21 protein-coding genes and 1 tRNA gene are annotated in these 26,339 nt (G+C 53.0%); 9 read left to right on the plus strand and 13 right to left on the minus strand.

The window, feature by feature from the left end; genetic code table 11:
• Positions 1 to 11 precede the first annotated feature (11 nt).
• Both ACJ8IM_RS09540 and pepA read right to left on the minus strand, forming a co-directional pair.
• Entirely contained in the window at positions 12 to 461 is a 450-nt protein-coding gene (locus ACJ8IM_RS09540) for a DNA polymerase III subunit chi (protein WP_033631663.1), read from the minus strand.
• A gap of 84 nt (positions 462 to 545) precedes the next feature.
• Positions 546 to 2,057, minus strand: a complete 1,512-nt coding sequence (gene pepA / locus ACJ8IM_RS09545) for a leucyl aminopeptidase (RefSeq protein WP_033636874.1) — start codon at positions 2,055 to 2,057, stop codon at positions 546 to 548.
• A gap of 282 nt (positions 2,058 to 2,339) precedes the next feature.
• Here pepA and lptF point away from each other — a divergent pair, with 282 nt between their 5' ends.
• Together lptF and lptG are read left to right on the plus strand one after the other, a co-directional pair.
• Positions 2,340 to 3,434 carry an LPS export ABC transporter permease LptF gene (gene lptF / locus ACJ8IM_RS09550; RefSeq protein WP_033652791.1) on the plus strand — a complete coding sequence of 365 codons (1,095 nt, stop codon included), beginning with the start codon at positions 2,340 to 2,342 and terminating at the stop codon, positions 3,432 to 3,434.
• Positions 3,434 to 4,504 carry an LPS export ABC transporter permease LptG gene (gene lptG, locus ACJ8IM_RS09555; RefSeq protein ID WP_033636876.1) on the plus strand — a complete coding sequence of 357 codons (1,071 nt, stop codon included), beginning with the start codon at positions 3,434 to 3,436 and terminating at the stop codon, positions 4,502 to 4,504. The genes lptF and lptG overlap by 1 nt, the downstream gene beginning before the upstream one ends.
• Positions 4,505 to 4,563: 59 nt before the next feature.
• On the opposite strand, the gene ACJ8IM_RS09560 is transcribed toward lptG, so the two are convergent.
• Positions 4,564 to 5,322, minus strand: coding sequence for a DeoR/GlpR family DNA-binding transcription regulator (locus ACJ8IM_RS09560; RefSeq protein WP_033636877.1), 759 nt, complete (start codon positions 5,320 to 5,322; stop codon positions 4,564 to 4,566).
• A 200-nt stretch (positions 5,323 to 5,522) separates the two neighbouring features.
• Here ACJ8IM_RS09560 and ACJ8IM_RS09565 point away from each other — a divergent pair, with 200 nt between their 5' ends.
• Positions 5,523 to 6,239, plus strand: a complete 717-nt coding sequence (locus ACJ8IM_RS09565; RefSeq protein ID WP_033636878.1) for a helix-turn-helix transcriptional regulator — start codon at positions 5,523 to 5,525, stop codon at positions 6,237 to 6,239.
• On the opposite strand, the gene ACJ8IM_RS09570 is transcribed toward ACJ8IM_RS09565, so the two are convergent.
• The 9 genes from ACJ8IM_RS09570 to ACJ8IM_RS09610 all read right to left on the minus strand — a co-directional run bounded on the left by ACJ8IM_RS09570 (position 6,240) and on the right by ACJ8IM_RS09610 (position 15,824).
• Entirely contained in the window at positions 6,240 to 6,932 is a 693-nt protein-coding gene (locus ACJ8IM_RS09570; protein WP_080289878.1) for an acyl-homoserine-lactone synthase, read from the minus strand.
• Between the two features lie 1,210 nt (positions 6,933 to 8,142).
• Positions 8,143 to 8,535: a VOC family protein gene (locus ACJ8IM_RS09575; RefSeq protein WP_033652793.1), complete on the minus strand. Its 393-nt coding sequence runs from the start codon at positions 8,533 to 8,535 to the stop codon at positions 8,143 to 8,145.
• Between the two features lies 1 nt (position 8,536).
• On the minus strand, positions 8,537 to 9,868 hold the full coding sequence (gene fucP / locus ACJ8IM_RS09580; RefSeq protein WP_033648624.1) for an L-fucose:H+ symporter permease: 1,332 nt from the start codon (positions 9,866 to 9,868) through the stop codon (positions 8,537 to 8,539).
• A complete protein-coding gene (locus ACJ8IM_RS09585; protein WP_033652795.1) occupies positions 9,865 to 11,394 on the minus strand; it encodes a xylulokinase in 1,530 nt (509 codons plus the stop codon). The genes fucP and ACJ8IM_RS09585 overlap by 4 nt, the downstream gene beginning before the upstream one ends.
• A gap of 66 nt (positions 11,395 to 11,460) precedes the next feature.
• Positions 11,461 to 12,174 (minus strand): deoxyribose-phosphate aldolase, encoded by a 714-nt coding sequence (gene deoC / locus ACJ8IM_RS09590; protein ID WP_197668561.1) that lies wholly within the window; start codon positions 12,172 to 12,174, stop codon positions 11,461 to 11,463.
• Positions 12,175 to 12,365: 191 nt separating this feature from the next.
• Complete coding sequence (locus ACJ8IM_RS09595) at positions 12,366 to 13,751, minus strand: GntP family permease (protein WP_074027173.1); 1,386 nt, start codon at positions 13,749 to 13,751, stop codon at positions 12,366 to 12,368.
• The gene (gene denD / locus ACJ8IM_RS09600; RefSeq protein WP_033652796.1) at positions 13,751 to 14,716 is read right to left on the minus strand and encodes a D-erythronate dehydrogenase; all 966 of its coding nucleotides are present in this window, start codon (positions 14,714 to 14,716) and stop codon (positions 13,751 to 13,753) included. Before denD ends, ACJ8IM_RS09595 begins: the two co-directional genes overlap by 1 nt.
• A gap of 30 nt (positions 14,717 to 14,746) precedes the next feature.
• Complete coding sequence (locus ACJ8IM_RS09605; protein WP_033652797.1) at positions 14,747 to 15,514, minus strand: DeoR/GlpR family DNA-binding transcription regulator; 768 nt, start codon at positions 15,512 to 15,514, stop codon at positions 14,747 to 14,749.
• A 55-nt stretch (positions 15,515 to 15,569) separates the two neighbouring features.
• Complete coding sequence (locus tag ACJ8IM_RS09610; RefSeq protein WP_144337666.1) at positions 15,570 to 15,824, minus strand: hypothetical protein; 255 nt, start codon at positions 15,822 to 15,824, stop codon at positions 15,570 to 15,572.
• Positions 15,825 to 15,906: 82 nt separating this feature from the next.
• Here ACJ8IM_RS09610 and ACJ8IM_RS09615 point away from each other — a divergent pair.
• From ACJ8IM_RS09615 to ACJ8IM_RS09635, 5 genes are all read left to right on the plus strand, one after another.
• Positions 15,907 to 15,991 (plus strand) — tRNA-Leu (locus tag ACJ8IM_RS09615).
• 885 nt (positions 15,992 to 16,876) lie between these two features.
• Positions 16,877 to 18,367, plus strand: a complete 1,491-nt coding sequence (locus ACJ8IM_RS09620) for an ATP-binding protein (protein WP_080289880.1) — start codon at positions 16,877 to 16,879, stop codon at positions 18,365 to 18,367.
• Positions 18,357 to 21,110 (plus strand): Z1 domain-containing protein, encoded by a 2,754-nt coding sequence (locus ACJ8IM_RS09625; RefSeq protein WP_144337668.1) that lies wholly within the window; start codon positions 18,357 to 18,359, stop codon positions 21,108 to 21,110. The genes ACJ8IM_RS09620 and ACJ8IM_RS09625 overlap by 11 nt, the downstream gene beginning before the upstream one ends.
• Positions 21,103 to 22,071, plus strand: a complete 969-nt coding sequence (locus ACJ8IM_RS09630; RefSeq protein ID WP_072008375.1) for a PD-(D/E)XK motif protein — start codon at positions 21,103 to 21,105, stop codon at positions 22,069 to 22,071. Before ACJ8IM_RS09625 ends, ACJ8IM_RS09630 begins: the two co-directional genes overlap by 8 nt.
• On the plus strand, positions 22,064 to 24,127 hold the full coding sequence (locus tag ACJ8IM_RS09635; RefSeq protein ID WP_051917585.1) for an AIPR family protein: 2,064 nt from the start codon (positions 22,064 to 22,066) through the stop codon (positions 24,125 to 24,127). The genes ACJ8IM_RS09630 and ACJ8IM_RS09635 overlap by 8 nt, the downstream gene beginning before the upstream one ends.
• 91 nt (positions 24,128 to 24,218) lie before the next feature.
• On the opposite strand, the gene ACJ8IM_RS09640 is transcribed toward ACJ8IM_RS09635, so the two are convergent.
• The gene (locus tag ACJ8IM_RS09640) at positions 24,219 to 25,877 is read right to left on the minus strand and encodes a DNA cytosine methyltransferase (protein ID WP_229601673.1); all 1,659 of its coding nucleotides are present in this window, start codon (positions 25,875 to 25,877) and stop codon (positions 24,219 to 24,221) included.
• Between ACJ8IM_RS09640 and ACJ8IM_RS09645 the strand changes: the two genes are divergently transcribed.
• On the plus strand, positions 25,860 to 26,318 hold the full coding sequence (locus ACJ8IM_RS09645) for a very short patch repair endonuclease (RefSeq protein ID WP_071845097.1): 459 nt from the start codon (positions 25,860 to 25,862) through the stop codon (positions 26,316 to 26,318). The two genes, ACJ8IM_RS09640 and ACJ8IM_RS09645, sit on opposite strands and share 18 nt — an antisense overlap.
• Positions 26,319 to 26,339 lie beyond the last annotated feature (21 nt).

The raw sequence follows: 26,339 nt of genomic DNA on the forward strand, positions 1-26,339 counted from the left end.
CTTTATCGTATTCAGTGAGTTGGCGGCGTAGCCGTGGTCAAATGGAAGCCGACGCTGCGATAGGCCTTGTAACGGTCGCGCGCCAACTGTTTCAGAGTGTCTTCGTAAGGAACGAAGTCTACCACTTCATGGAAAGCGGTAGCAAAATCGGCAAACTGCGGCAGCAGGGCGATCAGCAGATCGCGCGGGGCGTTGCCGCGCTTGCCGGGCCAGCACAGTTCCACCGGCGCGCCGTAGTGCGGCCCTTCGCCGGCCAGGTTGTGCGGCACGAATTCATGCGGCTCGCGCTGCCATAGCGCTTCGTCCAGCCGCTGGGCCTGCTCCTGGCTCTCGCAGGCGATCAGCACCCGTTTGCCGGAACGGAAGCCGTTGGCGGCAACGGCGCAGGCCACGGCCTCATGGGCGCTGAGCGCACCAGACGGTTCCGCGTTGTCGAGCAAATAAAACGTCGCCTGTTTCATTAAGGATCCACCGCTGCCGATAAAAAAATGTAGGGGCACAGCATGCTGTGCCCCTTGGGATTATACCTGAATTACCGCTCAGATTTAATCGTCGCCGTTCAGGCCCGCGCGGTTCAATAGGAACTGCGACAGCAGCGCCACCGGGCGGCCGGTCGCGCCCTTGGCTTTACCGGAGCGCCAGGCGGTGCCGGCGATATCCAGGTGCGCCCAGGTGTACTTGCGGGTGAAGCGTGACAGGAAGCAGGCGGCGGTGATGGCGCCGCCAGGGCGGCCACCGATGTTCGCCATGTCGGCGAAGTTGGAGTCCAACTGCTCGTAGTACTCGTCGGCCATCGGCAGGCGCCAGGCGCGGTCGCCGGCCTGCTCGGAAGCGCCCAGCAGTTCGTGCGCCAGCGGGTTGTGGTTCGACATCAGGCCGGTGATGTGGTGGCCCAAGGCGATCACGCAGGCGCCGGTCAGGGTGGCGATGTCGATCACCAGCTCCGGCTCGAAGCGCTCGACGTAGGTCAGGGTGTCGCACAGCACCAGGCGGCCTTCGGCGTCGGTGTTCAGCACCTCGACGGTCTGGCCGGACATGGTGGTCAGCACGTCGCCCGGACGGTACGCCCGGCCGCCCGGCATGTTTTCACAGCCGGCCAGCACGCCGATCACGTTCAGCGGCAGGTTCAGCTCCGCCACCACGCGCATCACGCCGTACACGGTCGCCGCGCCGCACATGTCGTATTTCATCTCGTCCATGCCGTCGGCCGGTTTGATCGAGATGCCACCGGAGTCGAAGGTCAGCCCTTTGCCTACCAGCACGATCGGCTTAGCGTCCGGATTTGGGTTGCCCTTATATTCCATCACCGACATCAATGATTCGTTCTGCGAACCGGCGCCGACCGCCAGATAGGCGTTCATGCCCAGCTCTTTCATCTGCTGTTCGCCGATGACGCGGGTGGTGATGTGGGTGCTGAAGGCGTCCGCCAGCTGGCGGGCCTGCGAGGCCAGGTAGCCGGCGTTACAGATGTTCGGCGGCATGTTGCCGAGATCTTTGGCCGCCTTGATGCCGGAAGCCACCGCCAGGCCGTGCTGGATGGCGCGCTCGCCGCTGGTGAGCTCACGGCGGGTCGGCACGTTGAACACCATTTTGCGCAGCGGACGACGCGGCTCCACCTTGTTGCTTTTCAGCTGATCGAAGGTGTAGAGCGTCTCTTTGGCGGTTTCCACCGCCTGACGCACTTTCCAGTAGGTATTGCGGCCTTTTACATGCAGCTCGGTCAGGAAGCAGACCGCTTCCATCGAGCCGGTGTCGTTGAGGGTATTGATGGTTTTCTGGATCACCTGCTTGTATTGGCGCTCATCGAGCTCGCGCTCTTTGCCGCAGCCGATCAGCAGGATGCGCTCGGAGAGAATGTTGGGCACATGGTGCAGTAGCAGCGTCTGCCCGACCTTGCCTTCCAGTTCGCCACGGCGCAGCAATGCGCTGATATAACCATCACTGATTTTGTCGAGTTGTTCTGCGATAGGGGACAGGCGGCGCGGTTCGAAAACGCCGACTACAATACAGGCACTGCGCTGTTTTTCCGGGCTACCGCTTTTTACACTGAACTCCATGCACTCTCCTGAATCTTAAAGACAAAGGCGGACGCTACGGCTAGAATAACCGACTCCGTAACGATCTCCCGCCATTTGAGTTAACGGATTATGTTAACCTGAACGGCGTAAATTGCTCTGTTTTGGCGACTATAAGCAAGTTCCTATAGGACACCCAAACGGCTTGATGTTGTAATACTATTTTAGCTGTGAAGGTTGCCATATGATGAGAATAAATGGCGGATTAGCGATGAAATTATCGATTTTCCTGCAAAAAGACAAGTTTTCACAGGCGTAATAAGCGTGATCATCATAAGATATCTGGTACGGGAAACGCTCAAGAGCCAAATCGCCATCCTGTTCATCCTGCTTCTGATCTTCTTTTGTCAGAACCTGGTCAGGGTGTTGGGCGATGCGGTGGACGGCAATATCCCGACAAACTTAGTCCTCTCCCTGCTGGCGCTGGGCGTGCCGAAAATGGCGCAGCTCATCCTGCCGTTGAGCCTGTTTCTCGGCTTGCTGATGACGCTTGGGCGGTTGTATACCGAGAGCGAAATCACCGTTATGCACGCCTGCGGGCTGGGCAAACGCACCCTGATTATCGCCGCCATGATCCTGGCGCTGTTCACCTCTGCGGTCGCGGCGGTGAACGTGTTTTGGGCCGGCCCCTGGGCTTCGCGCTATCAGGACGTGGTGGTGAACGAAGCCAAGGCCAACCCGAGCATCGCCGGGCTGGCGGAAGGGCAGTTCAAACCCTCGCAGGACGGCAACGCGGTGCTGTTTATCGGCAACGTGAAGGGCAGCACCTTCAACGACGTGTTCCTGGCGCAACTGCGGCCGAACGGCAACCAACGCCCGTCGGTGGTGGTGGCCGAGCACGGCAACATCGTGCAGCAGAAAGACGGCTCGCAGGTGGTGACGCTCGACAAGGGCACCCGCTTTGAAGGCACCGCGCTGCTGCGCGACTTCCGCATTACCGACTTCAACGACTACAAGGCGGTGATTGGCCACCGCACCGTGGCGGCGGACAACACCGAATCCGAACAGATGTCGATGCAGACGCTGTGGGAGTCCGACGATCCGGACGCGCGCGCCGAGTTCCACTGGCGCCTGACGCTGGTGGTGTCGGTGGCGCTGATGGCGCTGCTGGTGGTGCCGCTCAGCGTGGTGAACCCGCGCCAGGGCCGCGTGCTGAGCATGCTGCCGGCCATCCTGCTGTATCTGATCTTCTTCCTGCTGCAGACCTCGCTGCGCTCCAACGCCGGCAAGGGCAAGCTGGATCCGATGCTGTGGCTGTGGCTGGTTAACGGCGTTTACTTCGCGATCGCGCTGGCACTGAACCTGTGGGATACCGTGCCGATGCGCAAGCTGCGCGCACGCCTGAGAGGAGCGGCCTGATGTTTGGCGTATTAGACCGGTATATCGGTAAAACGATTTTCAACACCATCATCATGACGCTGTTCATGCTGGTGTCGCTGTCCGGCATCATCAAGTTCGTCGATCAGCTGCGCAAGGTCGGCCAGGGCGAATACACCGCGTTGAGCGCCGGCATGTACACCTTGCTGAGCGTGCCGAAAGACATCGAGATCTTCTTCCCGATGGCGGCGCTGCTCGGTGCGCTGCTCGGCCTGGGCCAGCTGGCGACGCGCAGCGAACTGGTGGTGATGCAGGCTTCCGGCTTCACCCGCCTGCAGATCGCCGGCTCGGTGATGAAAACCGCCATTCCGCTGGTGCTGTTGACCATGGCGATCGGCGAGTGGGTGGCGCCGCAGGGCGAGCAGATGGCGCGCAACTACCGCGCCCAGCAGATGTACGGCGGCTCGCTGCTCTCCACCAAGAGCGGGCTGTGGGCGAAGGACGGCAACGACTTCATCTACATCGAGCGCGTCTCCGGCGATAAAGAACTCTCCGGCGTGAACATCTACCACTTCAACGATCAGCGTCGCCTGGAGACGGTGCGCTATGCCGCCACCGCCAGCTTCGAGAACGGAGTGTGGCAGCTTTCGCAGGTGGATACCTCGGATCTGACCGACCCGAAACAGGTGACCGGCACCCAGACGCTGACCGGCGAATGGAAAACCAACCTGACCCCGGACAAGCTGGGCGTGGTGGCGCTGGATCCGGATTCGCTCTCCATCAGCGGGCTGCACAACTACGTGAAGTACCTGAAGCAGAGCGGCCAGGAGGCCAGCCGTTACCAGCTCAACATGTGGAGCAAAATCTTCTCGCCGCTGTCGGTGGCGGTGATGATGCTGATGGCGCTGTCGTTCATCTTCGGCCCGCTGCGCAGCGTGCCGATGGGCATCCGCGTGGTGACCGGCATCAGCTTCGGCTTCCTGTTCTACGTGCTGGATCAGATCTTCGGCCCGCTGAGCCTGGTGTACAGCATGCCGCCGGTGTTGGGCGCGCTGCTGCCGAGCATGCTGTTCCTGCTGATCAGCGTGTATATGCTGCTCAAACGCAAGTAGCGGGGCGATCGGTAGTGAAGAAAGGCGTGGCCGCGGGGCCGCGCCTTTTTTGTTGGGGGTTAGCTGACGCTCAACAGCGCAATGCCGGCATCCTGATAGGCCTGCGCGTCTTCCGGCAGGCGATCCAGCACCAGGGTGTCGATCTGGGCAGGGGAGGCGAACTGCGCCAGCGAGGTGTTGCTCAGCTTGGAGTGATCGCACACCACGATCACCTGATTGGCATGTTCCACCATCGCGCGCTTGGTTTCGGCCAGCATGATGTCGGCCACGCAGGCGCCCTGTTTCAGCGATAGCGCGTTGGCGCCCATAAACGCCTTGTCGATGTTCAGCGTATCCAGCAGCGAACGGCCGTTGATGGCGACCGCGCAGTGATAACCCTTTTTGACGATGCCGCCCAGCAGGATGATCTGGATCGATTCGACGTCTTCCAGACTCTTGGCGATCATGAAATCGTTGGTGACTACGGTCAGGTTGCGGCGCTGGCGCAGATGGCGGGCGATCTGCAGGGTGGTGGTGCCGGTGTCCAATACGATGATGTCGCCGTCTTCCACCAGGCCGGCGGCCAATTGACCGATTTGCTCCTTGGCGCTGAGGTTCACCTCTTCACGCTGATCGGAACCGACCTCGAAGCTGGCGCGGGTGCGCAGAATGGCGCCGCCGTGGGTGCGCGTCAGCATGCCGGCGTCTTCCAGAATGCGCAGATCGGTGCGGATGGTGGCGCCGGAGACGTTAAAGCGCGAGCTCATTTCCCCCACGGAGAGCTTGCGCTTCTCCTTGAGTATGGCGAGGAGTTTTTCCTGGCGCTCTTCTGCGAACATGCTCACTCATTCACTCCTGACAGGCACAATGGACGTGCGGCTAATATACCCCGCGCATCGGCGGCAGGCAAAGCGCTTGCCGGCCGCCGCTGGCAATATTCCAGCGGGCATTATCCGTGCGAGATGCGAAGGTTACGGCGCACCGATCCTTTTTGGTATAGTCTACCCTGCGGTGTATTGGGTAGCGGGGCAGGCAGTTAATGGAATATGAAGAAAATATCAGTCACATTATCAGCAAGCATCTGGAAGCAGCATTAGGCGATTTCGGCGAGCTTATCTGGGCCTACGTGGTGTTATCCAAGAAAGATATGTCATGTATTTTTGGCGTCACCAATTACCCCGGTGAATGGGTAAAGCAATATAAAGAGCAAGGGCTGCAATATACCGATCCGGTGGTTATTACGGCGCTCAATCGCCTGACACCTTTCGCCTGGGATGAGAATCTCATGGCTGGCGCCGGCTTCCGTTTTTCTGAGTTGTTCGAGCAAGCACGCGAATTCGGCGTAGCCGATGGCTATACCTTCGTGTTGCATGACTTTAATAATAATCTGGTGACCCTTTCCTTTACCCTCGCTGCCGAGCGCAAGGCGGAAACCATGCAGATGCTGAATCAGCATAAAGGCGATATTTCGTTGCTGCTGGCATCGACCCATGAGATGTATTTAACGCTGACTTCACTGTCGGAAAAAAACACCGCGCGCCAGGAAAAAAACGCCCGTTTTACAGAGAGAGAGAACGAGATCCTCTATTGGGCCAGCGTGGGGAAAACCTACCAGGAAATGGGCATGATCCTGGGGATCAAAACCTGCACCATCAAGTTTCATATGGGGAACATTGTCAAAAAACTGGGGGTGGCGAATGCCCGGCATGCTATCCGTTTAGGGATGGAACTTCAGCTGATTAAACCGGTGGGGTGATTAGAACGCAGGTTCGTCGCTCAACGGCCAGGCGTTTAGCATGTGCTCGTCTTGCGTATTCAACTTTTTGAATATTCTGTTTTTTAATGCCTCCTGGCTCTGACGGTCAACGTGGCCCAACAGCAAATGAACGGGCTCGTTCTTTTCCGACATGCCTGTCTTCAACTGCGTGACGTTCCAGCCGGAGCTTTTGATGATATGCAACATCGGGTGGCTGGAGACTGCCAATATGCCGTCATAACCGTGTTGCCGCGCATAGTTGATTAGCGACAAGAACAGCGCCAGGGTCACAGGGAACCGGCGGCCCAGCAGAGACTGGGTCCTTTCCTTATCGACGAAAAAGCGTGTGGACTCGATGAAATTCCCCTCTGGAATGACGACGTCATGAAAGAAAGAGGAAAATGCGCTGTTCAGCATATTCTTGTGTTTCATATCAATCATCCTCGTACCACAAATTATCATGTTGTCCTTTACGCCAAATATATAGTTTGTCTTATCATTATCAAACTCATCCAGCTCCTTGCCGTCTGAACAGTTCACGGCCCATTGCAGCCTGTCTTTAAAGACGTTTTTCCTTAAAACATAAAGATCTGCTGATTTTTCGGTGCTCATTGATGCGTAGTTGGTGCTGTAAATATTAAACATAATGTTACCTTTGAATAAATTAAGAGAAATAACTTTATCCAGTAACATCAGAGAAGTTTCACTACGAGCATGCCGGTGCATGAGAATGATAAGGCTTTTTAAGCGATCGGCGCTAACCTTATTATGCCGTGCGGCGAGGCAGCTTCAGGGCAATTGAACGGTGAACAAAGCAGGTCGACGAGATTGAACGGCTTGGCCGATTAAAGGCTGGAGAGGATTGACTATCAATGACTGCCGAGCCGTATCTGCCATGGTGAAATATTAATTATTGACGTTATAATTTAGGGGGATTTTATTATTTTAATAAATTAATTCTTACTATTTGTTACTGGGGGGTGTCGATAGGGCATGGATTTGCCGTCCGGCAGAGGAATAGGAGTGAAAAGAGCGGCTGGTGTGATTTCTACAGTACGTCCTCGGACCTGTCTTCATGCAGTGGTAAAATGCGATATTAAAAAATATCTGATAGAGATCACATTATTTTAATGACAGGACCGGTGCTATTTCTCGACGGCTCTGCGGGTATGTTGGGTTGCTGAGTAAAATGAGCGGTGTATGGTGGCCATGGTAGAACGCCGTGGCTGCTGAGATACAGAGCGAAAAATAGTGCTGGCACCTGATTTCTGCTATGTGAAATAATAACCCAACTGAACTGATGAAGGTCTAGTTGGGTACTATACTTTAGTCTAACTAGCTTCTAACTCCCTAAGGCGATACACTTTTCTAGTCAATTTTCGACGAAAAAAACATAAAAAAAACCTGACCTCGTAGGGTCAGGCTGCCAAGATCGGCCAACACCAGGGAAAATTTTCTTACACCATCTTAAAGCTATCAACTCAGCAGAGGCAAGTGTTCTCTGCTGGTTTTTAGCTTTGGGTTGCTGTTTTGTTACGTATGCACGCTATTTTCTGTTGGTTCCAGATAAAATCCCATCTAAAGAAATAACATCTATCCCCTGACAACCCCGTTCCCATTGGCTTATTCCAGTCATGACTACCATAAATGAAAAAATATTGTTCCTGCAATGTTAAGTAAACTTATTCTTTATTGGCTGACACATGGATATGCAATTATTTGCAGTGTTGCCATTGCGGTTGGGGATTATTTGGCGCAGCCTGGTAGGGCGCTTGAGGGAATGTGGGCGATGGCCGATAAGGCGCATGGCTATGGCGGTAAAGGCTCGTGTGCTGACAAAAAATCGAATGAGGCCCGATGGCTTATCACAGCCATCGGGCCTTGTGCTATGGGGGAAGAAACATTACAGCGGCTGGCTGAACTCCACCCGCTCGCCGTCCGGCCCGGCGATCATCAGATAACGCACGCCGTTGGCACCGCTGGGCTGCAGCGTCGGCCCTTCAATCACCGGATACCCCAGCTCCGCCAGCCAACGCTGCGTGGCCGCCAGATCGATGACCCGCAAAGCGATATGGTCGATACCATAGGCGCTAGGGGAGCGAGTCAGCCCTTCGTCAGGTAACTGGTATAACTCCAGCGTTAGCTCACCCAACTGCAAAAACTGTACGGCGACGGGGCCGCCGAGCGCCAACGTTTGCCGGGGTTCGAAACCGAGCGAGCGATAGAAGCCGGCGGCTCGTTCGATATCGGCGCAGCGCAGACCGACGTGCATCAATCCGTTAATCCGGTGTGCCATATCAAATCCCCTTGCGCGCGCAGTAGAAGCCATAGAAGGCGACGTAGGCGAAGCAGACCAGCGGTACTGCGAAGGCGATCTGCATATCGCCGCCGTTGAGATCGGAGATGATGCCCATGAGTAACGGCACCACCGCGCCGCCGATGATCGACATCACCACGATCGAACCGGCCACCTGAGTTTCTTCGCCCAGCCCTTTGATCGTCAGGCCAAAGTTGGTTGGCCAGCACAGCGCCATGCAAAAGTTAACGCCCATGATCGCCACCACCGCCAGCAGGCTTTGGATGTTGACGGCCAGCAGCAACAGCAGCACGCATACCGAACAGAACACGCCGAGCAACCGCGCCGGGCTGAACTTTTTCATCAGCGCGGTGGTGACCACCTTGCCGGCCGAGTAACAGACCAGCGTGGCCAGCAGCCAGTAGGTGGCCGAATGCTCGGTTGCCCCCTGTTCAATCATTTGCACAAAACGAATGGTGAAACTCCACAGCCCTACCTGCGCGCCGACATACAGGAACTGGGACAGCACCCCCAATCGAAAGCGCGGCAGCGCCAGCAGGATCTTCAGCGATTGCATCAGCGGCTTGCCCGCTCCCTGGTGCGAGCGTTGGGTTTTGCAGGCGGGGAATTTCACCGCCACGAAGATCAGCGCCAACACGATCAGCACGCTGCCGATGATCAGATAAGGCGTGACCACCTGCGACACCATCTGGGTGCGCGCCGCTTCGGCCACAGCCGGTGGCATTTGCAGCAGCTCGGCGTGGCTGGGATCGTTTTTGCCGAACACCAGCTGCTGGCCGATCAAGACGCCAAAAATGATCCCCAGCGAGTTGAAGATCTGCGAGAAGTTGATGCGCTGGGTGGAGGTTTCCAGCGGCCCCAGCAGGCTGGAGTAGGTATTGGCGGAGGTTTCGAGGAACGACAGCCCGGTAGCGATCACCCCCAGGCAGGCCAGGAAAGCGCCGTAGGTCATGATCTGCGCCGCAGGAATAAACAGGAAACAGCCGAGTGCGTACAGGCACAGGCCGATCACGATCGCCACCTTGTACGAGTAGCGTTTGATCACCGCTGCGGCGGGCAGCGCCATCACAAAGTAGCCGAGGAAGAAGATCGACTGCACCAGCGCGGTTTGGGTATCCGACAGATCGAACCCCTTCTTGAACTGTGCGATCAGAATATCGTTCAGGTTGCCGGCCATGCCCCACAGGGCGAACAGGCAGCAGACCAGCATCAGCTGCAGCCAGGGCGTGGCGGGCAGATAAGCGCTGCGGTCGATACTTTCGGCCGCGGCGTGCTGCGCGATGTCGCCCTTGTTAATCAGAGAGTCGCTCATTGCGGTGTTCCTTCATCCGGAGAAAAAGAGAACGAGCTAATAACGTCAAGCTGTTCGTAGAGGGGTTGCGCCTGGCGGTAGAGCTGTTCGAACAGCTCGAAGCAGCGCAGGTAGTGTTCGTGCTGGCGCGGATCGGGGGTAAATTCGCGCTCGATGCTGACGGTGCGGCTCACCCCCTGGGCGAAACTGCTGAACAGCCCGACGCCGACCCCGGCGACGATCGCGCAGCCGGTGGTGCCGTTCTCCTGATTGCGCGTCTGCAGCAACGGCAGGTTGTAGACCGAGGCCTTGATCTGCAGCCACAGCGGGCTGCGTGCGCCGCCGCCCGAAGCGATCATTGCCTCCGGCTCCTGCGCGTGGCGCCTGAGCTGCTGCAGATTACGCAGGGAGGCCAGCGCTACGCCTTCCAGCACCGCGCGGTAGAGATGCGGCTGCCTATGCTTGCGCTGCAGGCCGAAGAACTGCGCGCGCGAGTTGGTGTGTTCCGCCAGCCGCTCGCCGGTCAGGTAGGGCAGGAACAGCAGCCCCTCGGCACCCGGCGGCACCTCGGCCGCCATATCGAGCATCTGCTGATGGCTGAGTTGGCCGGCGTTCAGCGCCGAACGCGCCCAGCGCATGGCGTCGCCACCGGCATCGAGCAGGGTAAAACCGCCCCAGGCCGAGTTGGCCAAGTGCAGGTTGTTGACGCCGGCGGAGAGCAGCGGGTGTTCCGAGACCACGGTGAGCAGCGTCGAGGTGCCGGTGCTGTCGGAGGCAATGCCGGCCTGATAGACGCCGGAGCCGAGCAGGGTAGCGGCCATATCCGCCGTGCCCGCCACCACTGGCACCCCCGGCGGCAGACCGGTAACGCTTGCCGCTGCGGGCGTAATGTGGCCAATCACCTCGCTGGAGAGATGGATGGCGGGCAGCTGATCGGCGCGCAGCCCGAACTGCCGCAGCGCCTCTGGCGACCACTGCAGCGTGGCGCTGTCCATCAGGTAATAGCAGGAGGCTTCGCTGTAGTCGGTGGCGCGTACGCCGCAGAGCCGGAAATTGACGTAATCCTTTGGCATCAACACCGTGGCTATGCGCTCCCACTGCGATGGATGATGCTCGCGCAGCCAGGCCAGCTTGAACGCCGGCCAGGCGGCGGTGGGGGGATTGTTCAACAGTTCAAGCCAGGGCTGCGGCGGCTGTTGGTGGCTAAAGCGCGCCACCTGCGGCTGCGCGCGTTTGTCGTTCCACAGCATGGCGCGATCGACGACCAGCTCGCCGTCGGTATCGAGCAAAACTGTGCCGTGCATCTGCCCGCAGGCGCCGACGGCGGCGATACGCGGCCAGTATTCGGCGTAGCGCGCGTACAGCTCCTGCGTACATTGGCAGACACTCTGCCACCACAGTGAAGGCGGTTGTTCCGACCAACCGGCCTGCGGCGTGATCTGCTCGTACTCGCGCTGCGCGAAGCCAAGGATTTCCCCGGTGTTGGCGACCAGCCCGGCGCGGGTGCTGCCGGTGCCGATATCAAGGGTAAGAAGTAAATCTTTCATTGTTATCACTCCCGTGGCGGATGGCGCGGGCCACCCGCAGAAGCGTGCGCTGGGATCGCGCAGGATTTAGTTATCGTTCAGTTCCGGGAACAGGCCTGGATCCTGTTCAAGCTGCTCCAGCACGCGCTGGGTGGCCGCCGCGCTCATGCCAAAGCGGCGTACGCCCAGCCGATACAACGCGCGCACCGTGTCCAGATCGCGAATGCCGCCGGCCCCTTTGATCTGGATGCGGCCACGCAACTGATCGGCGATGATCGCCACTTTCTCTACCGTGGCGCCGGTCGGTGCCCAGCCGGTGGAGGTTTTCACCCAGGCCATGCCGACTTCGACGGCGATATCGCACACCCGACGGATCTGCTGCTCGTTCAGATAGTGCGTCTCCAGAATGACTTTGGCCGGCACCGGCGCGGCGGCCTCGACTACCCGGCGCAGATCTTCGCGCACGTAGTCGTAATCCCCCGACAGCACCTTACCGATGTTCACCACCATATCGACCTCGCGCGCGCCCTCGGCGATCAGCTGGCGCACCTCCTGCACCTTGAGATCGGTGGTCTGCCCGCCGCCGGGAAAGCCGACCGGCCCGCCAATCATTACGTCCGCCTGGCCGCGCTCCGGCAGCAGGGTGCTGAGGAAACGCGTCCAGCACGGCAGCACGTGTACCGAGATGATGCGATAGCGGCTGGCCAGCGCGGCGCAGTGGCGCACGTCTTCCTCGGTATTGGTGGCTTGCACCGCGCTCAGGTCGATCAACCTGGCCATGCGTCTGGTTGTTTCATTCATTGCGTTTATCCTTCTTTTATTTTCATTTGATTTTATTTATTCACCTTATTCTCTTTCATATGGCTTTAAAATCAGCATTTGGTGAAATTGTGATCGGATCTGCGGTTTTGTGGTGAGGGGCGTGAAAGGGAGAAGAAAAAAAGGGCGCGATCTGGCAGATCGCGCCCTGGGGGTTGACGTTGGGGGAAGCGTTACAGCAGCCAGTCCAGCAATACCACGCCGCACAGGCTGATGGCCCAGGCGATAGTGGTGGGCACCGACCACACCATCATCTGCTGGCGCACGTCCTTGATGCCCATCATGCGGTTGACCACCCAGAACATGCTGTCGTTGAAGTAGCTGAAGAACAGCGCGCCCAGGGTGGCCGCCTGCGCCGCCGCCAGCATATTGACGCCGGGCAGCAGGCTGACGATCGGCGCCGATATTGAGGCGGCGGTGATCATCGCCACCGTGCCGGATCCCTGTATCACTCGCACCAGCGTGGCGATGACGAACGGGATCAGCACCGGCGAGATCGGCAGCCCGGCGACCTGTTCCGCCAGCTGCGTGCCGGCGCCGCTCTCGCGCAATACCGCCCCCAGCGCGCCGCCGGCGCCGGTAACCAGCAGGATGATGCCGGCGGTCTGCAGGCCTTCTTCCAGCCGCTCCAGCGTGTCGTGCTTGTTGGCGTGCGGCATCAGGGTGTACACCGCCAGCAGCACGCTGATCGCCAGCGCGATCATCGGCGAGCCGAGAAACGCGAAGCTTTGGCCCCACAGGCTCTCCGCCAGCCAGCCCATGCCCTCGCGCTTGGCCAGCATATTGTTGACCGCGTTGACGAAGATCAGCCCGATCGGCGTCAGGATCGGCAGCAGCGACAACATCAGGCTCGGCAGCGCCTTGCCCTCTTTCTCCGCCAGATACTGCTGATGCGCGGCGCGCAGATCCTGCGGCGCTTCCTCTTCCTGCGGCATAAAGTCCGGGTAGCGCGCGCCCAGCCAGCGCGCATACAGCACGATGCCGATCACGCAGGGAATGGCCAGCACCAGCCCGGCCAGCATCATGGCGCCGATATCCACGCCGAAGATGCCCGCCACGCCCAGCGGCCCCGGCGTCGGCGGCACCGCGTGGTGGGTGAGGATCAGCCCGCCGGCCAGCGCGACGCCGAGCGTCAGCAGGTTGCGCTTGCCCTTTTTCGCCAGCGCCTTGACCAGCGGATAAAGGATGACGAACGCCGAGTCGACGAAGATCGGGATGCTGACGATATAGCCGGTGATGGCCAGCGCCCACTCCTCGCGCCTTTTGCCCAGCCACTTGATAAAGCTGTAAGCGATCTGCTCGGCGGCGCCGGAGACCTCCAGCACCCGGCCCATCATCACCCCCAGCCCGATGACGATGCCGATGCTGCCGAGCGTGGAGCCGAAGCCCTTGGTGATGGCGTCGACGGTTTGCGTGGCACCCATGCCGCCGGTAATGCCGGCGATGGAGGCGGCGATCAGCATGGCGATCAGCGCATGCACGCGGGTGCGCAGCACCAGGAAGATCAGTGCGAACACCGCCACCGCCAGCCCGATGATTGGGGTATACATCGCCATGATCAGCCCCCGCCTTGCGGCATGTCGTCGCGGATAAAGGCGCGGATAGCCTGCTCGAAGCTTTCATCGGCGGTGAAGCCCAACTGCTGCGCCCGCCGGGTGTCGAACTCGCCCGGCCAGCCGGCGACGATGCGGTTGATGGCGGCGTCCGGCTCGAATCGCACCCGCGCGGCGACGGCGTCACCGGCCACCGCGCGCAGCGCTTCGAGCATCTCCCGCACGCGCACGCTGATGCCGGGCAGGTTGAGCGTGCGCAGCGCGCCGAACGCCGAAGCGGGCAGCGTGGCGGCGTGGATGAAGTTGCTCACCACCGCGGCCGGGCTGGAGAGCCACAGCGCCAGCTCGGCGTCTACCGGGCACACCGCCGGCTCGCCGTGCAGCGGCTCGCGGATGATGCCGCTGGCGAACGACGAAGCCGCCTTGTTCGGCTTGCCCGGCCGCACGCTGATGGTGGGCAGGCGCAGCACGCGGCCATCGACGAAGCCTTTGCGCGCATAGTCGTTGATCAGCAGCTCGCACATCGCCTTCTGCGCGCCGTAGGAGGATTGCGGGGTGACCGCACAGCGATCGTCGATCACCGGCGGCAGCTCGCCGCCGAACACCGCCAGCGAACTGGTGAAAATGAACTTCATGCCCGGCGCACGGTGGCGCGCCGCTTCCAGCAGTTGGCGGGTGGCATCGAAATTGACCTGCATGCCGAGATCGAAATCGCTCTCCGCATGGCTGCTGACGATGGCCGCCAGGTGGAACAGCACGCCGCAGTCGGCGTCGATCAGCCGCTCCGCCGCGCCGGGCTGCGACAGATCGAGCGCCAGACACTGCAGGCGCGCATCCGGCAGCGGGGCGGGCGGCGGGGTGATGTCCGCCAGGATCAGCGTGTCGAAGGCCAGCGGGCAACTGCCGTGCAGCAGCGCTTTCGCCAGCCGCTGGCCGAGAAAACCGGCGCCGCCGGTGATGACGATGTTCATATGGTGCTCCTTTCCCTAGCGTTGTTGTTATCAGAGTTGGACGTTGTGCAGTTGCAGACCGCGCTCGCGCAGCAGCTGCTGCGCCTCCGGCGGCAGCGCGGCGTCGCAGATGATGTCGCTCAGCGCCTCCAGCGGGCAGACGCGGAACATGCCGTATTTGCCGTACTTGCTGCTGTCGGAGACCAGCACCCGGCGGCGGGCGACCTCCAGCAGCGCCTGCTTGACCAGCACCTTCTCCTCGTGCGGCGTGGAGAGGCCGTGTTCCAGATCCCACGAGCTGGTGCTGATGAAAGCCACGTCGATATTCAGGCTGCGCAGCAGCATGGCGGCGCTGTTGCCGACGCAGGAGTAGTTGCGCTGATCCACCTGGCCGCCGGTGTGGAACAGGCTGAGCTGCGGGCGATTCATCAGGTGCTGGATGATGGAAAAATCGTTGGTGACTACCGTCAGATTGAAACGCTCCGCCAGGCTGCGGGCGATCTCGAAGGTGGTGGTGCCGGCGTCCAGATAGACCACCTGGCCGTCTTCCACCAAGCTGGCGGCGTATTTGCCGATCTCGCGCTTGTGGCGATGGTGCAGCTGCGCCTTCTCGCAATAGGCCAACTCCTGGCGCAGCGCCTCGCTCAGGCGCACGCCGCCGCTGACGCTGACCACCTTGCCTTGCTCTTCCAGCACGCGGATATCGCGCCGCACCGTCATGTGGGAGACGCTCATCAGCTCCGACAGCGCGCTGATGCTCGCCAGCTGATATTCATGCACATAGCGATAGATGTAATCGCGGCGTTCAGACGGGATCATGTTCGCTCCTGTGGCTCCGGCGGCGGCAGGGGCGCCGCGAAGTTGTTATTTTTTGTTATGGAGGAACATCTTCAACCATCGCGATTAACAAGTAAGCGACAGTTATCACAAATGCCGGCGTGGGGGTTGGGGCGGTTTTGTTATTTAACTTTATGATTAATTGCTTATTATTGGGTTTTCTCGGTGTTTTTTCTCGCAACACCATGTTGTGATAATTAATGTGACGCGCCACAAGGTTTGTGAAGCGGGCGGGGTGGGAAAGCGGCGAGGAAGGGCAGGCAAACGTGCGCTGCGGCGCTTTTTTCGACACTTAACTCATTGAACAACGGATAAGTGTTGCGTGACGATCGCGGGAAGGTATAATGCACCCGTTTTCCGCATACTACTTCAGTGCCGAAGTGGCGAAATCGGTAGACGCAGTTGATTCAAAATCAACCGTAGAGATACGTGCCGGTTCGAGTCCGGCCTTCGGCACCATTAAGTACTGCGCGAACAAGAAGCCACCGAGAGGTGGTTTTTTTGTGTCTGGAATCTGCACGCTGCCACTCCTGCCCATCAAATTGACGCATTCACCATTCCCGCTATAAGTATCCTGTTATCTCCCCCGGAAATATCAAAAAATGCGCCGAACTGAAACAAGTGTACTTACGCAATTACCGATCAGCCTCGCGGTTGTCCTGCCTGAGCCACCGAACTGAGTGTGCACGTAGGCGCCGAAAAAAAATGCCTTATTCGTATTGGAGGAGTCGGGGTTCCAATCCAGACTGCGGATCTTTTTGCAGCACGGTAAATATATTCTGGCTACCGCCTACATGGAATGGGCTGGATAAATTCACAGGGTATTGTGGTGAGGGATGTGACTAAGATTGCATAAAAAATGAAATTTGTATGTGTAGAATTGCCTTATATGGGGATGTTTCATAGGTCTGTGATTCGCTGTTAATCTCCCGAATTTTATTGTAAATGACTATTCATGACGGTAACCTCTGTTGTAGCCAGTGGCAACAATATGTATAGATTCTTGCTAGCGTGGTTTGTAATTGATAATTTTATATAAAAATTATCCTATTTATACCTCGGTGGTTGCTTAAGTTAAATGTGAACAAAATGTGCTCGTATCATGGAGTGCTTCTATTTGCTTTTGGGTATGGGAATTATTATAGCGCATCATCTTTGGGGAGGTTAGATAGAGAGTTTTTCTTTGTAATATGCGTAATTAGTGACTGTGGCCAACGTATTTATAAAGTGATCTATGCTTAAATATCCCTCATCATTAATGGCAAAAAAATAATTACATGTGAAATTATTAACAAATGAACCATGCGGCGATTTTTTTGTATAGAATGGGCTTAGGAGAGGAAAATGAGGGTTTCAAATCCCCCCCAAGCAAGAGACCTGATGGTAACTGCTCGGAGTTTTGGCAACTATGATCTTGCAGCAGCTCTTGCTGATCTGATTGATAACAGTATCAAGGCTAAGGCTACTCGGGTAGATATCAATTTTGAACTAGAGAAAACCGGTAAAGAAGTGGTTGTTAGGATTCGGGATAACGGCCTGGGGATGACTCTGGATGCTCTAAAAGTGGCTATGCGTCCCGCAAGTACCAACCCAGAAGATGACAGGGAACCGGACGATCTTGGAAGATTTGGTTGGGGGTTAAAATCTGCATCTCTTTCGCAAGCTCGAATGCTCACAGTTGTTTCTTGGTGTGATGGGGTTATTAGTGCTGCGCGATGGGATATCGATGATATTGATGATTGGGGAATGGAAGTCATGGAAGGAGCAGAAGCAGAAAGTCTTTTGTCTGTTCCATGCAAATCTCAATCGGGAACTGAAGTAATATGGACTCGTTGCGATCGAGTACTTAATAGTGAAATCAACTCCTCTTTTGATGACTCTCTTACTTTTGCTATTGCACATTCAAATCAACAGCTTTCATTGATCTTTCACCGATATCTTGCTGGGGAAGCAGATAGGCGTTTGACAATCGCGGTTAATAGTCGCCAGTTACGCCCAATCGATCCATTCATGATATCTCATAATGCTACACAGACCTTAGATGCTGAACTTATTAAGACAGCGAATGGAGCTGTAATTAGTATTCAGCCCTATATTTTGCCGCATTTCTCAAAGTTAACTGTTGAGGAACAGAAAGTACTTGGTGGTTCTGAAGGGATGGTCCGTAATCAAGGGTTTTATGTATATCGAAACAAGCGATTAATCATCTATGGGACCTGGTTCCGGTTGATTCCGCATGGTGAACTTTCTCAGTTGACTAGGATCAGAGTCGATATTCCAAATAGTGCTGATGCTGAATGGAGAATCACTGTAGATAAATCGGATGCACAACTCCCGGTTGCTCTTAAACGCCGTCTCCAAGACGTTGTCAAACGTTTCAATCTGCGTTCATTCTCGGTACATCGTAAAAAAGGAATTTCTCTAGATGTTCCGAAAGTCCATTCTGTATGGCTCCGCCATATAAAACATGGTCAGATCTATTATAGAGTAAATCGAGAGCATCCTATCGTAGCGAGCCTATTAGATATGGAGTGTGTCTCAAATAATGCTGATGCCGTGCTTCGGTTACTGGAGTCTTATTTTCCAACAGACAGATTTATTGCTGATGCTAACGGTTCTGGTGTCAGTCAATGTTCGACATCAACTGAAGAGTTTGAATCTATTGTCGACCAATGTGTTATAAATTTCCTTCAAAGTAATGATGGATCCTTTGAAGTTGATACCTTTTTAGATTTTATAAGAGATGTAGAACCTTTTTCCAGTCAATGGATATACACGGAGAGTTATGTTCGAAAAAATACAGCCGAAAAGTGGGGTATGAAAAGTGGATTTTGAAGCTGCTCTTAGTTTTCTTCGTACGGAGATCGACAAATCTATAAAAGGACGGTTTCCTGTTCCTAAAGGATTCCTTGAAAATCATGTTAGAGAAAAATCAGGTATTTCAAAGATTCTCGAAAAAGGATTGGCTGACCGACTTATTCGGCATCTTGAGACGCTGTATGGAACGAGCCAAGATAAAGGTCATGTACTAAAAACCGACTTCGAAGAGTGGTACAGAAAACGTCAAGGAGAGATAAACTCCTACTTCTGGCGTCGATTGCAAAAATACTGGTTGGATCACTCAATACTCCCAGTTCAGGTTGTTAAAACCGTTGATAAGGTAACAGACGAAATTGTTGGCTACCTAGGTGATCCTCTGGAGAATAAGTCATGGTGCCGTCGTGGCCTTGTTATGGGGCATGTGCAGTCAGGTAAGACGACAAATTATTCAGCACTCATTGCCAAGGCTGCAGACGCCGGTTACCGAGTCATTATTGTGTTGGCAGGGCTTACTAATTCACTTAGATATCAAACTCAGGTAAGGCTAGATCAGAGCTTTGTGGGGAAATCTTCACTTGGTGATACAGTGGCATCGGTTATTTACCCTGTATCTCATGTTTTTAAGGGGATCGAAGACGAAAACTCTGACATTCGACATCCATATTGTGGAACAACGCAAGTTTCAGATTTTAATGTTGGGAAGGCGACAGGAATAGGCGCTACAGAAGAAAACTTTGCTGATCCTATATTGTTTGTGACGAAAAAACACAATAAAGTACTTGAGCAGCTTGCTATTTGGCTTAGAGGGTTACGCCAAGGTGGACAACTTGAAGGGCCGATGTTGTTAATTGATGATGAAGCTGATAATGCATCGATAAATACCGAAAAAAACCCTAATGCTACATCAACAATCAATGCTCGTATCCGTGAGTTATTAGATTGTTCCCGACGTTCATCATATGTTGGATACACTGCGACGCCATTTGCTAATATTTTTATTGACCCTGACACAAATGACGAAATGCTCAAGAATGATCTTTTCCCTGAGCATTTCATCAAGTCACTTGAACCACCAGAAAACTATATTGGTGCTGATAAATTGTTTTCTGAAAATGGTAAGTTCTATAAGACTTGTGTAAGACCTATCCCTGATGACTACAAGGATCTTCTGCCACTTAAGCATAAGTCAGGATATATAGTTACAGCATTGCCTCAAAGTCTCAAAGATGCGGTTTTCGAATATGCACTTTTCAGATGCCTTCGAACGCTAGCCGGTGAAGGAGGGCGACATTCGTCAATGCTTGTGAATGTCAGCAGGTTTAATGCAATTCAACAACAGGTACACAATGAAATTTATCGCCTTGTTCAAGAAATGAAAGCTGCTATCGATGTATGGGCTGTGAACCCAACTTGGGAACGTTCCGAGATTCTAAGTCGTATGTACAAGGTTTGGTGTAATGAATACGAGATGTATTCAGAATTTAATTGGGATGAAGTTAGAGAGGTTCTAAAACAGGCAGTTTCATCTATTGAGGTTCGTCTAGTTAATATGCGTGGTGGCGGATTGGACTATGATAAGGCACCTGAATTTGGCCTTCATGTAATCACTGTCGGTGGGTTGGCACTTTCACGTGGTCTCACCTTGGAAGGGCTTGCTGTCTCATATGTACTTCGTAATGTCGGGGCCGCCGATACTTTACTCCAAATGGGACGATGGTTTGGTTATCGCCCTGGATACGAAAAACTCTGTCGTATCCATGCAACGACGGATATGCTTGGAGATTTTCGTGAGGTCAGTGGCTCAGTTGAAGAGCTGCGAGGTGACCTTGTGCGAATGGAAAAAATGGGGCTTACACCAGATCAGTTTGGCCTCAAAGTTCGTCAGAGTTCAACAGGTATTGCTATCACTGCGGCGAACAAAATGAGGGCTGCAAAACCACTTCTGATTGCCTTGGATCTGTCCGTTCGCCATCTTCAAGCATACGAATTGTTTAATAGCTCCGAAATTAACCGCAAACATCTCGATGCTGTCACTTCTTTAGTCAAAATCCTTAACTCAGAAATTCCTAATAAGCGAGTGAGTGATGAATCTGCGTTTGTCTGGTCTCGTATCAACGTTACCGTCGTGAAAGAGTTTCTTCAAAAATTTAAATTACCGCAACTGGAGTTTGCTTTAGGTAACGAAGAAAGAAGCTTGGCTTTGGATTATATCTCAGATCGTGCTGCAGGTGAGCTAGCTAGTTGGGATATAGCGATTCCTTTTAGAAAAAAAAGCTCGTTAAAATTCCCCTTGGATCTCGGTATTGAGGGGGCTGAGAGTGTTTTTTGTCGTGAGCGCCACAGCGGGATTCCAAAGTCAGATGACCCTGATGTTGTAAAAGTTACAGAGAAAAATATAGTAGCAGATAAAGCCCCCACTGATCTCAAGTATGGTGAAAGAGGGGAAAGTCTGGAGGGTAAAATAAAAAAAATTAGAGAGGGGGACTCAAAAATTCGTGCTGAGAAAGCCTGTTTACTTTCTAGAGAGCGCCCTTTACTTGTAATTCATTTGTTTGATTTCGAATTTGATCTTGAGAGAGGTAAGGATAAGTCACTAAAATTCGAGAAGAACTTGCCTGTAGTGACATTGAGTTTGGCTTTTCCTGAAACTAGCGTTCAACCGATACAACGTGAATATGCTATTTCTGTCAGAATGCGCCAGCTCTTGAAGCAGCAGCTGGAGGAAGCCCAAACCGATGAGGATATATTCGATGAGTAGTGAATTTACGGGGAAATGGGATGAAATAGCTGGGCGAGGACACAGTGCAGGACGTTTTCGTGTTTGCCCTGATCACCAACTTGATCTTTTTATAGGTTTTTCATTAGTCGGAGAACGAGAGTTTACGTTGGAGTCTTCTACAGTGGACTTTGATGTGGGCGAGCTCCCCATATTCGAGAATATGGCTGTCCAACTTGAATATGAAAACGGTATTTATTGCCTTACTTTAAGATTGATAGAGCGTGCTTTAACTGATCTATTCTCAATTATTTGCAGCGATCTTGTAGAAGCTTCATCAGTGGCGGAAAATGCGGGCAGTGCTATTCAGATTTTTGTGAACAGACTTAATCGCTGGGCGGAATTGCTGCGTCGTCGACGTACTCGTGAACTTTCTTTCAAGGAGAGACTGGGTCTTCTGGGGGAACTGAGTATGTTGGTTTGGGTTATTAAAGTCTGTGGTGTTGATGCCCCATTGGCCGTCCGTGGGTGGAGAGGGCCAGATGACGATACCAATGATATCGGTTTGAACAATGTACGTATAGAAGTTAAAGCGCAGCTTTCGACCCAACGGCAATCACTGAAAATATCTTCGCTTGATCAATTGGACTGGGATAACCGAAATCTGTTCATCGCAGTAAACCGTTTCAGCCCTTCCGATGATGGTGTGAGTCTATCGTCTTTGTCCTTGGCTGTGTCCTCAATGTTAGCAATCAACAGTCATGGGTTTATGGAGTTTCAGCGCAAATTGATCGTTGCAGGTTACGATCCAGATGCTGATTATATTCATGATGCATTCAAGCTTGAAGAATTAAGTGTTTATAGAGTTTCAGAGGGGTTCCCGCGCTTGATTCCAAGCAATGTCCCGCTTGGAATTATCAAGGCTAGGTATGAAATTTCCTGTGAAACGATAAAAGATTTTCTGATAACGTCATCGGAATTAGAGGCCCTGATAAATGGTTGAACTTCAAGATGAATACTTGTATCTACATGAAGAGGTTCGCGTTGGTAGCATTGCGAACCACGAGCTTCAGATTACGGAGTTTTTTCGAATCTACTCGTCGCTTGCTGCAGAGAATGGAGATACACCAGATATGGAGTATTGCCCGGTTCTTAGGGAGGGATTGGGGGGATACCGTGTTGATGGTTACGCACTAGATATACTAGAAAGTGAAGCCAGTGAGTCTGGTGATCTCTACTTGGCTGTTTGTGACTACCGCCAAGTAGAAGAACTACCAGCAATCAACAGCCGGGACATCGAGCGTGTAGTCGATGGTGTTGAGCGATTCTTCAAGGCTGCAACAAGTCGAAAATTTCTTGATAGCCTAGAAGAGGCTAGTCCAGCTTATCAACTTGTTTTACTTATTCAGCAATATAGCACGAGAATTAAGCGACTTCGCGTCATCATTTTTACTAACGGTCATTTGCGTATCCGCAAAAGCATCTTTGAAACGAAAGATCTTGATGGCATTACCATGCATATCAATGTCCTTGACTTAGAACGCTATTCAAAGATTTCTTCAACTGGCGGGGAACCTGTTGAGATTGATTTTGATGAAAACTTCGATGGTGCTATCGAGTGTTTACCAGCCTCGGTTGGTGCAGATAGCTATCAGAGCTATCTCTTTGCGATCCCTGGTTCAGTGTTGGCAGCAGTTTTTGCAGCATTTGGAAATCGTTTACTTGAGCAGAACGTCAGAACTTACCTTCAGGCAAAGACTGGTGTCAACAAAGGTATTCTGCGCACAATTGCAGAGGATCCAAGTATGTTCTTTGCCTACAATAATGGCGTTACTGCAACGGCATCTTCTGTGCTAACACGAAGGCTTTCTAATGGTGCATTGGCTATATACCATATCAAAAACTTCCAGATCGTGAATGGTGGGCAAACCACAGCATCACTTCTCTATGCTCGTGATGGTTTAGGTAAGAAGCTTGACCATGTTTATGTTCAGGTGAAGCTATCGGTAGTTGATGAAATGCGTTTGGCTGATGTCGTTCCGCGAATTTCAGAGTACGCCAACACGCAAAATAAAGTTTCTTTAGCTGATCTTGCCTCCAATAGTCCGGTACAAATTCGAATTGAGCGTTTTTCCAAAGAGATCTCCGTACCACAAAAAGCCGGTGAGTTGCATACTAGTAAGTGGTTCTATGAGCGTACTAGAGGCCAATACAAAAACCTCTTTGCCTATAAAACCAAGTCTGAACGCAACAAACTCGAGTTGATGTACCCGAAAACAAGACTCGTGACAAAGACAGATCTAGCTAAATATGAGTTGTCTTTTGATGGGCGGCCTCATTACGTTAGTGAGGGTGCTCAGAAATGTTTCAACCGCTATACGACATTGGTACTCTTGAAACTTGGAGACGGCACTTTACTTAGTGAAACATGGTTTCGCAGAGCAATGGCTAAAGCATTACTATTCATTGGCCTTGATGAGGCCATTCAGAAGTCATCGTGGTATCTGATGGATAGAGGTTACAAAGCCCAAATAGTTACGTATACGATCGCAGCCTGTGCGAATGAGTTTCGTATAAGAAGCCAACAGATAGATCTAGATCGGATATGGCGAGAGCAAAGTATCCCAATCTCATTGCTTGGCTGGATGCTTAAAGAAGCGAGGCAGGTTGCAAAAATTTTGAGATCTCCCCCTGACAATGTCAGGAACATATCGGAATTTGCAAAACGAGACTTTTGCTGGGAGTTGTATGTGAAGGGAAAAATCGGTTCACCGGATGACTCTATTCTTCAGTTCGGCGTTTCTATTGAAGATTACAATGATGAAACAAGACAAGGCAGTCGTGAAACAGCTAGGCGATTAGATATTGACTTCGATATTAAGGTAACTGGTTTGGTACATCGAGCGAATGACATCATCATTCAGGCTAATAAAATTGGTGCTGCATCTCCCCAAAACATAAGTGCCTTAACCAAGGTTGCTGCGGGTAATTTAAGTCTATCCAAAGGGGAGAAAACCGCTCTTAAGTATCTGCTGGAGCGGTTGGAAATCGAATATTAAAATTGATTAGTTACGGCCATTGCAAGCTGTTTACTGAGGTAATGGCCGATATGTAAATTGTCTAGAATGCTGGAGGTTAGTCTTGGAGCTTCTATGCCAAAATCTTGGCTACGATTCCAGCAATTTGATTCGCCAAAAGTGGCGGCACTGCATTCCCAACTTGGTGGTACTGTTGGGTACGACCACCCTGGAAAAAGTAGTTGTCTGGGAAAGTCTGTAGCCGAGCAGCTTCTCGCACAGTCAGGCTTCTACACTGTATCGGGTCATAATGAATGAAATAGTGTCCATCTTTAGATATGTGACTTGTAATCGTTGTCGACGGGTTATCTTTAATTTGAACCCTAAATCTGTCCGAAAACTTGCCTGACTCCCAGTTCTTATGAGCAGGAGCGAGTCTTGGCAAATTAAATTCCTTATGTCCCTTTGGCGATCTTTTGTGAACAGAAGCGAAGGTTGCGGCATAACCATAACGGGCAAGATCATCTATGCGATGCCCACGAGTTTCATGGTTAAGCCAGACATTTAGGTAGGAGTCTAATAACCATTCATCTAATTTATCATGTCCTGTTTGTCCTAAATAACCGGCTTTTCTAGGTAGCCTTATACTTCCTGTGGCTTGGACGCAGCCGATGCTGGAAGCGGTTTTTTGTAGATAAGGTGCTAAATTTTTTACGGTATCGTCAGATGTCGATGCAGCCTCTGCCAGTGTTTGCAGTTCCTTACCAACTAGTTCTGCCCATAAAGTATTGGAGTCCTTTTCTTTGCTTAACAAACTTCTCAAAGCAGGGAGACCTCCAATAGCATCTTCGACTGATACTGAGTTTTGGCAAGACAACTTGGGCAACTTGTCTTGATAGCGATCTTCTCTTATCCCTAATAAAATGACTCTATGGCGAGCCTGCGGTATGCCAAAGTCTTCGGCACGAATGATATATTTCGTTAGATCCAGCTGACTCGGATCATCACCATCACTAAACACTTGATCGCTGACGAGTGACACTATGTGATAGCGCTGACCTTTTTTTTCTGCACTCAAGGCAGCATTTGGATTGGCAAGGTCTTTCAGGATTTCATGGAATATTTTTTTGCCATTTATGGTCGACGAGAGAATTCCTTTAACGTTCTCCATGACAAAAATATCCGGTTGGTAGTTTTGTATGATCCTTAAGTATTCACGATAGAGAAAATGGCGATGATCATCTTCAGCCTTGTAGTCAGCGTTACCTTTGTTTCTGGCTCTACCTACCAGTGAATACGCTTGGCAAGGCGGCCCACCAATTAACACCCAGGGTTCTTCAGGGGGGCGTTTATCTAATGCTGCTTTAATTGAAGCATCAAGAGTAGCATTTCCATCAACGCTGCCAATTTCTATGCACATAGCTTCTTTACCGGCCTTATGCCAAAGATCTTCTGTTTCAGAGCTGTATGGTTTTTCGGCTTGGCCATTGCAAAAGCGATAGTAATCACCCAGTTTGCTTGGTCTACTACTACAGAGTAATCGATAGAAGGCTCGGAGACGGAGAGTTTGGTGAGCAATAGGATCCTTTTCAGCCGAAACTGCGATCTGGAACGCGGTCCCGTTTTTCAACGAAGAGAAGCCTTCACCCAAGCCACCAGGTCCGGCAAAAAGATCTACTATTGGAATCGGTAATGAAGTTGTACTCATGAGTTCTTTTTGTAGTTTTAATAAGGTAGCCAAGATACCAGGAAGAGACACAAACGGGAAGCAATCATGGATGTCGTCGACCAAAAAACACGCTCTAGAATGATGTCAGGCATCAAAAACAAGAATACGCGGCCGGAAATGCTCGTACGTAAGTACTTACATGCGAAAGCTTTTCGATTCAGACTGCACGTTGCAGATTTACCCGGAAAACCCGATTTGGTTCTTCCCAAGCACAAATTGTGCATCTTTGTGCATGGCTGTTTTTGGCATCGCCATGAAGGATGTCGTTATGCTACGACTCCGGCTACTCGCACTGAGTTTTGGACTAAAAAACTTGCATCGAATAAACAACGCGATATTCGCGTCAAGATGCAACTGCTTGACGCTGGATGGCGAGTCTTCGAAATCTGGGAGTGCGGTCTTAGAAAGAAAGATGGTGATTCCTTAAGTTGGTTGCCAGAGTTTATCAACAGCGATGTTCAGACTCTTAGTTGGCCTGACTATGTTTGCAGTGGGGATATGTAGTCAGGTGACAAGCTAATTTGA

This window comes from Serratia sp. CY33525, from assembly GCF_052169115.1.
Classification (GTDB): Bacteria; Pseudomonadota; Gammaproteobacteria; order Enterobacterales; family Enterobacteriaceae; genus Serratia; species Serratia sarumanii.

Bases quoted from the DNA above. Each gene is read 5' to 3' on its own strand.
- ACJ8IM_RS09540 (WP_033631663.1), bottom strand. From the start codon at position 461: ATGAAACAGGCGACGTTTTATTTGCTCGACAACGCGGAACCGTCTGGT.
- pepA (WP_033636874.1), bottom strand. From the start codon at position 2,057: ATGGAGTTCAGTGTAAAAAGCGGTAGCCCGGAAAAACAGCGCAGTGCC.
- lptG (WP_033636876.1), top strand. From the start codon at position 3,434: ATGTTTGGCGTATTAGACCGGTATATCGGTAAAACGATTTTCAACACC.
- ACJ8IM_RS09560 (WP_033636877.1), bottom strand. From the start codon at position 5,322: ATGTTCGCAGAAGAGCGCCAGGAAAAACTCCTCGCCATACTCAAGGAG.
- ACJ8IM_RS09565 (WP_033636878.1), top strand. From the start codon at position 5,523: ATGGAATATGAAGAAAATATCAGTCACATTATCAGCAAGCATCTGGAA.
- ACJ8IM_RS09570 (WP_080289878.1), bottom strand. From the start codon at position 6,932: ATGTTACTGGATAAAGTTATTTCTCTTAATTTATTCAAAGGTAACATT.
- ACJ8IM_RS09575 (WP_033652793.1), bottom strand. From the start codon at position 8,535: ATGGCACACCGGATTAACGGATTGATGCACGTCGGTCTGCGCTGCGCC.
- fucP (WP_033648624.1), bottom strand. From the start codon at position 9,868: ATGAGCGACTCTCTGATTAACAAGGGCGACATCGCGCAGCACGCCGCG.
- ACJ8IM_RS09585 (WP_033652795.1), bottom strand. From the start codon at position 11,394: ATGAAAGATTTACTTCTTACCCTTGATATCGGCACCGGCAGCACCCGC.
- deoC (WP_197668561.1), bottom strand. From the start codon at position 12,174: ATGAATGAAACAACCAGACGCATGGCCAGGTTGATCGACCTGAGCGCG.
- denD (WP_033652796.1), bottom strand. From the start codon at position 14,716: ATGAACATCGTCATCACCGGCGGCGCCGGTTTTCTCGGCCAGCGGCTG.
- ACJ8IM_RS09605 (WP_033652797.1), bottom strand. From the start codon at position 15,514: ATGATCCCGTCTGAACGCCGCGATTACATCTATCGCTATGTGCATGAA.
- ACJ8IM_RS09620 (WP_080289880.1), top strand. From the start codon at position 16,877: ATGAGGGTTTCAAATCCCCCCCAAGCAAGAGACCTGATGGTAACTGCT.
- ACJ8IM_RS09630 (WP_072008375.1), top strand. From the start codon at position 21,103: ATGAGTAGTGAATTTACGGGGAAATGGGATGAAATAGCTGGGCGAGGA.
- ACJ8IM_RS09635 (WP_051917585.1), top strand. From the start codon at position 22,064: ATGGTTGAACTTCAAGATGAATACTTGTATCTACATGAAGAGGTTCGC.
- ACJ8IM_RS09645 (WP_071845097.1), top strand. From the start codon at position 25,860: ATGGATGTCGTCGACCAAAAAACACGCTCTAGAATGATGTCAGGCATC.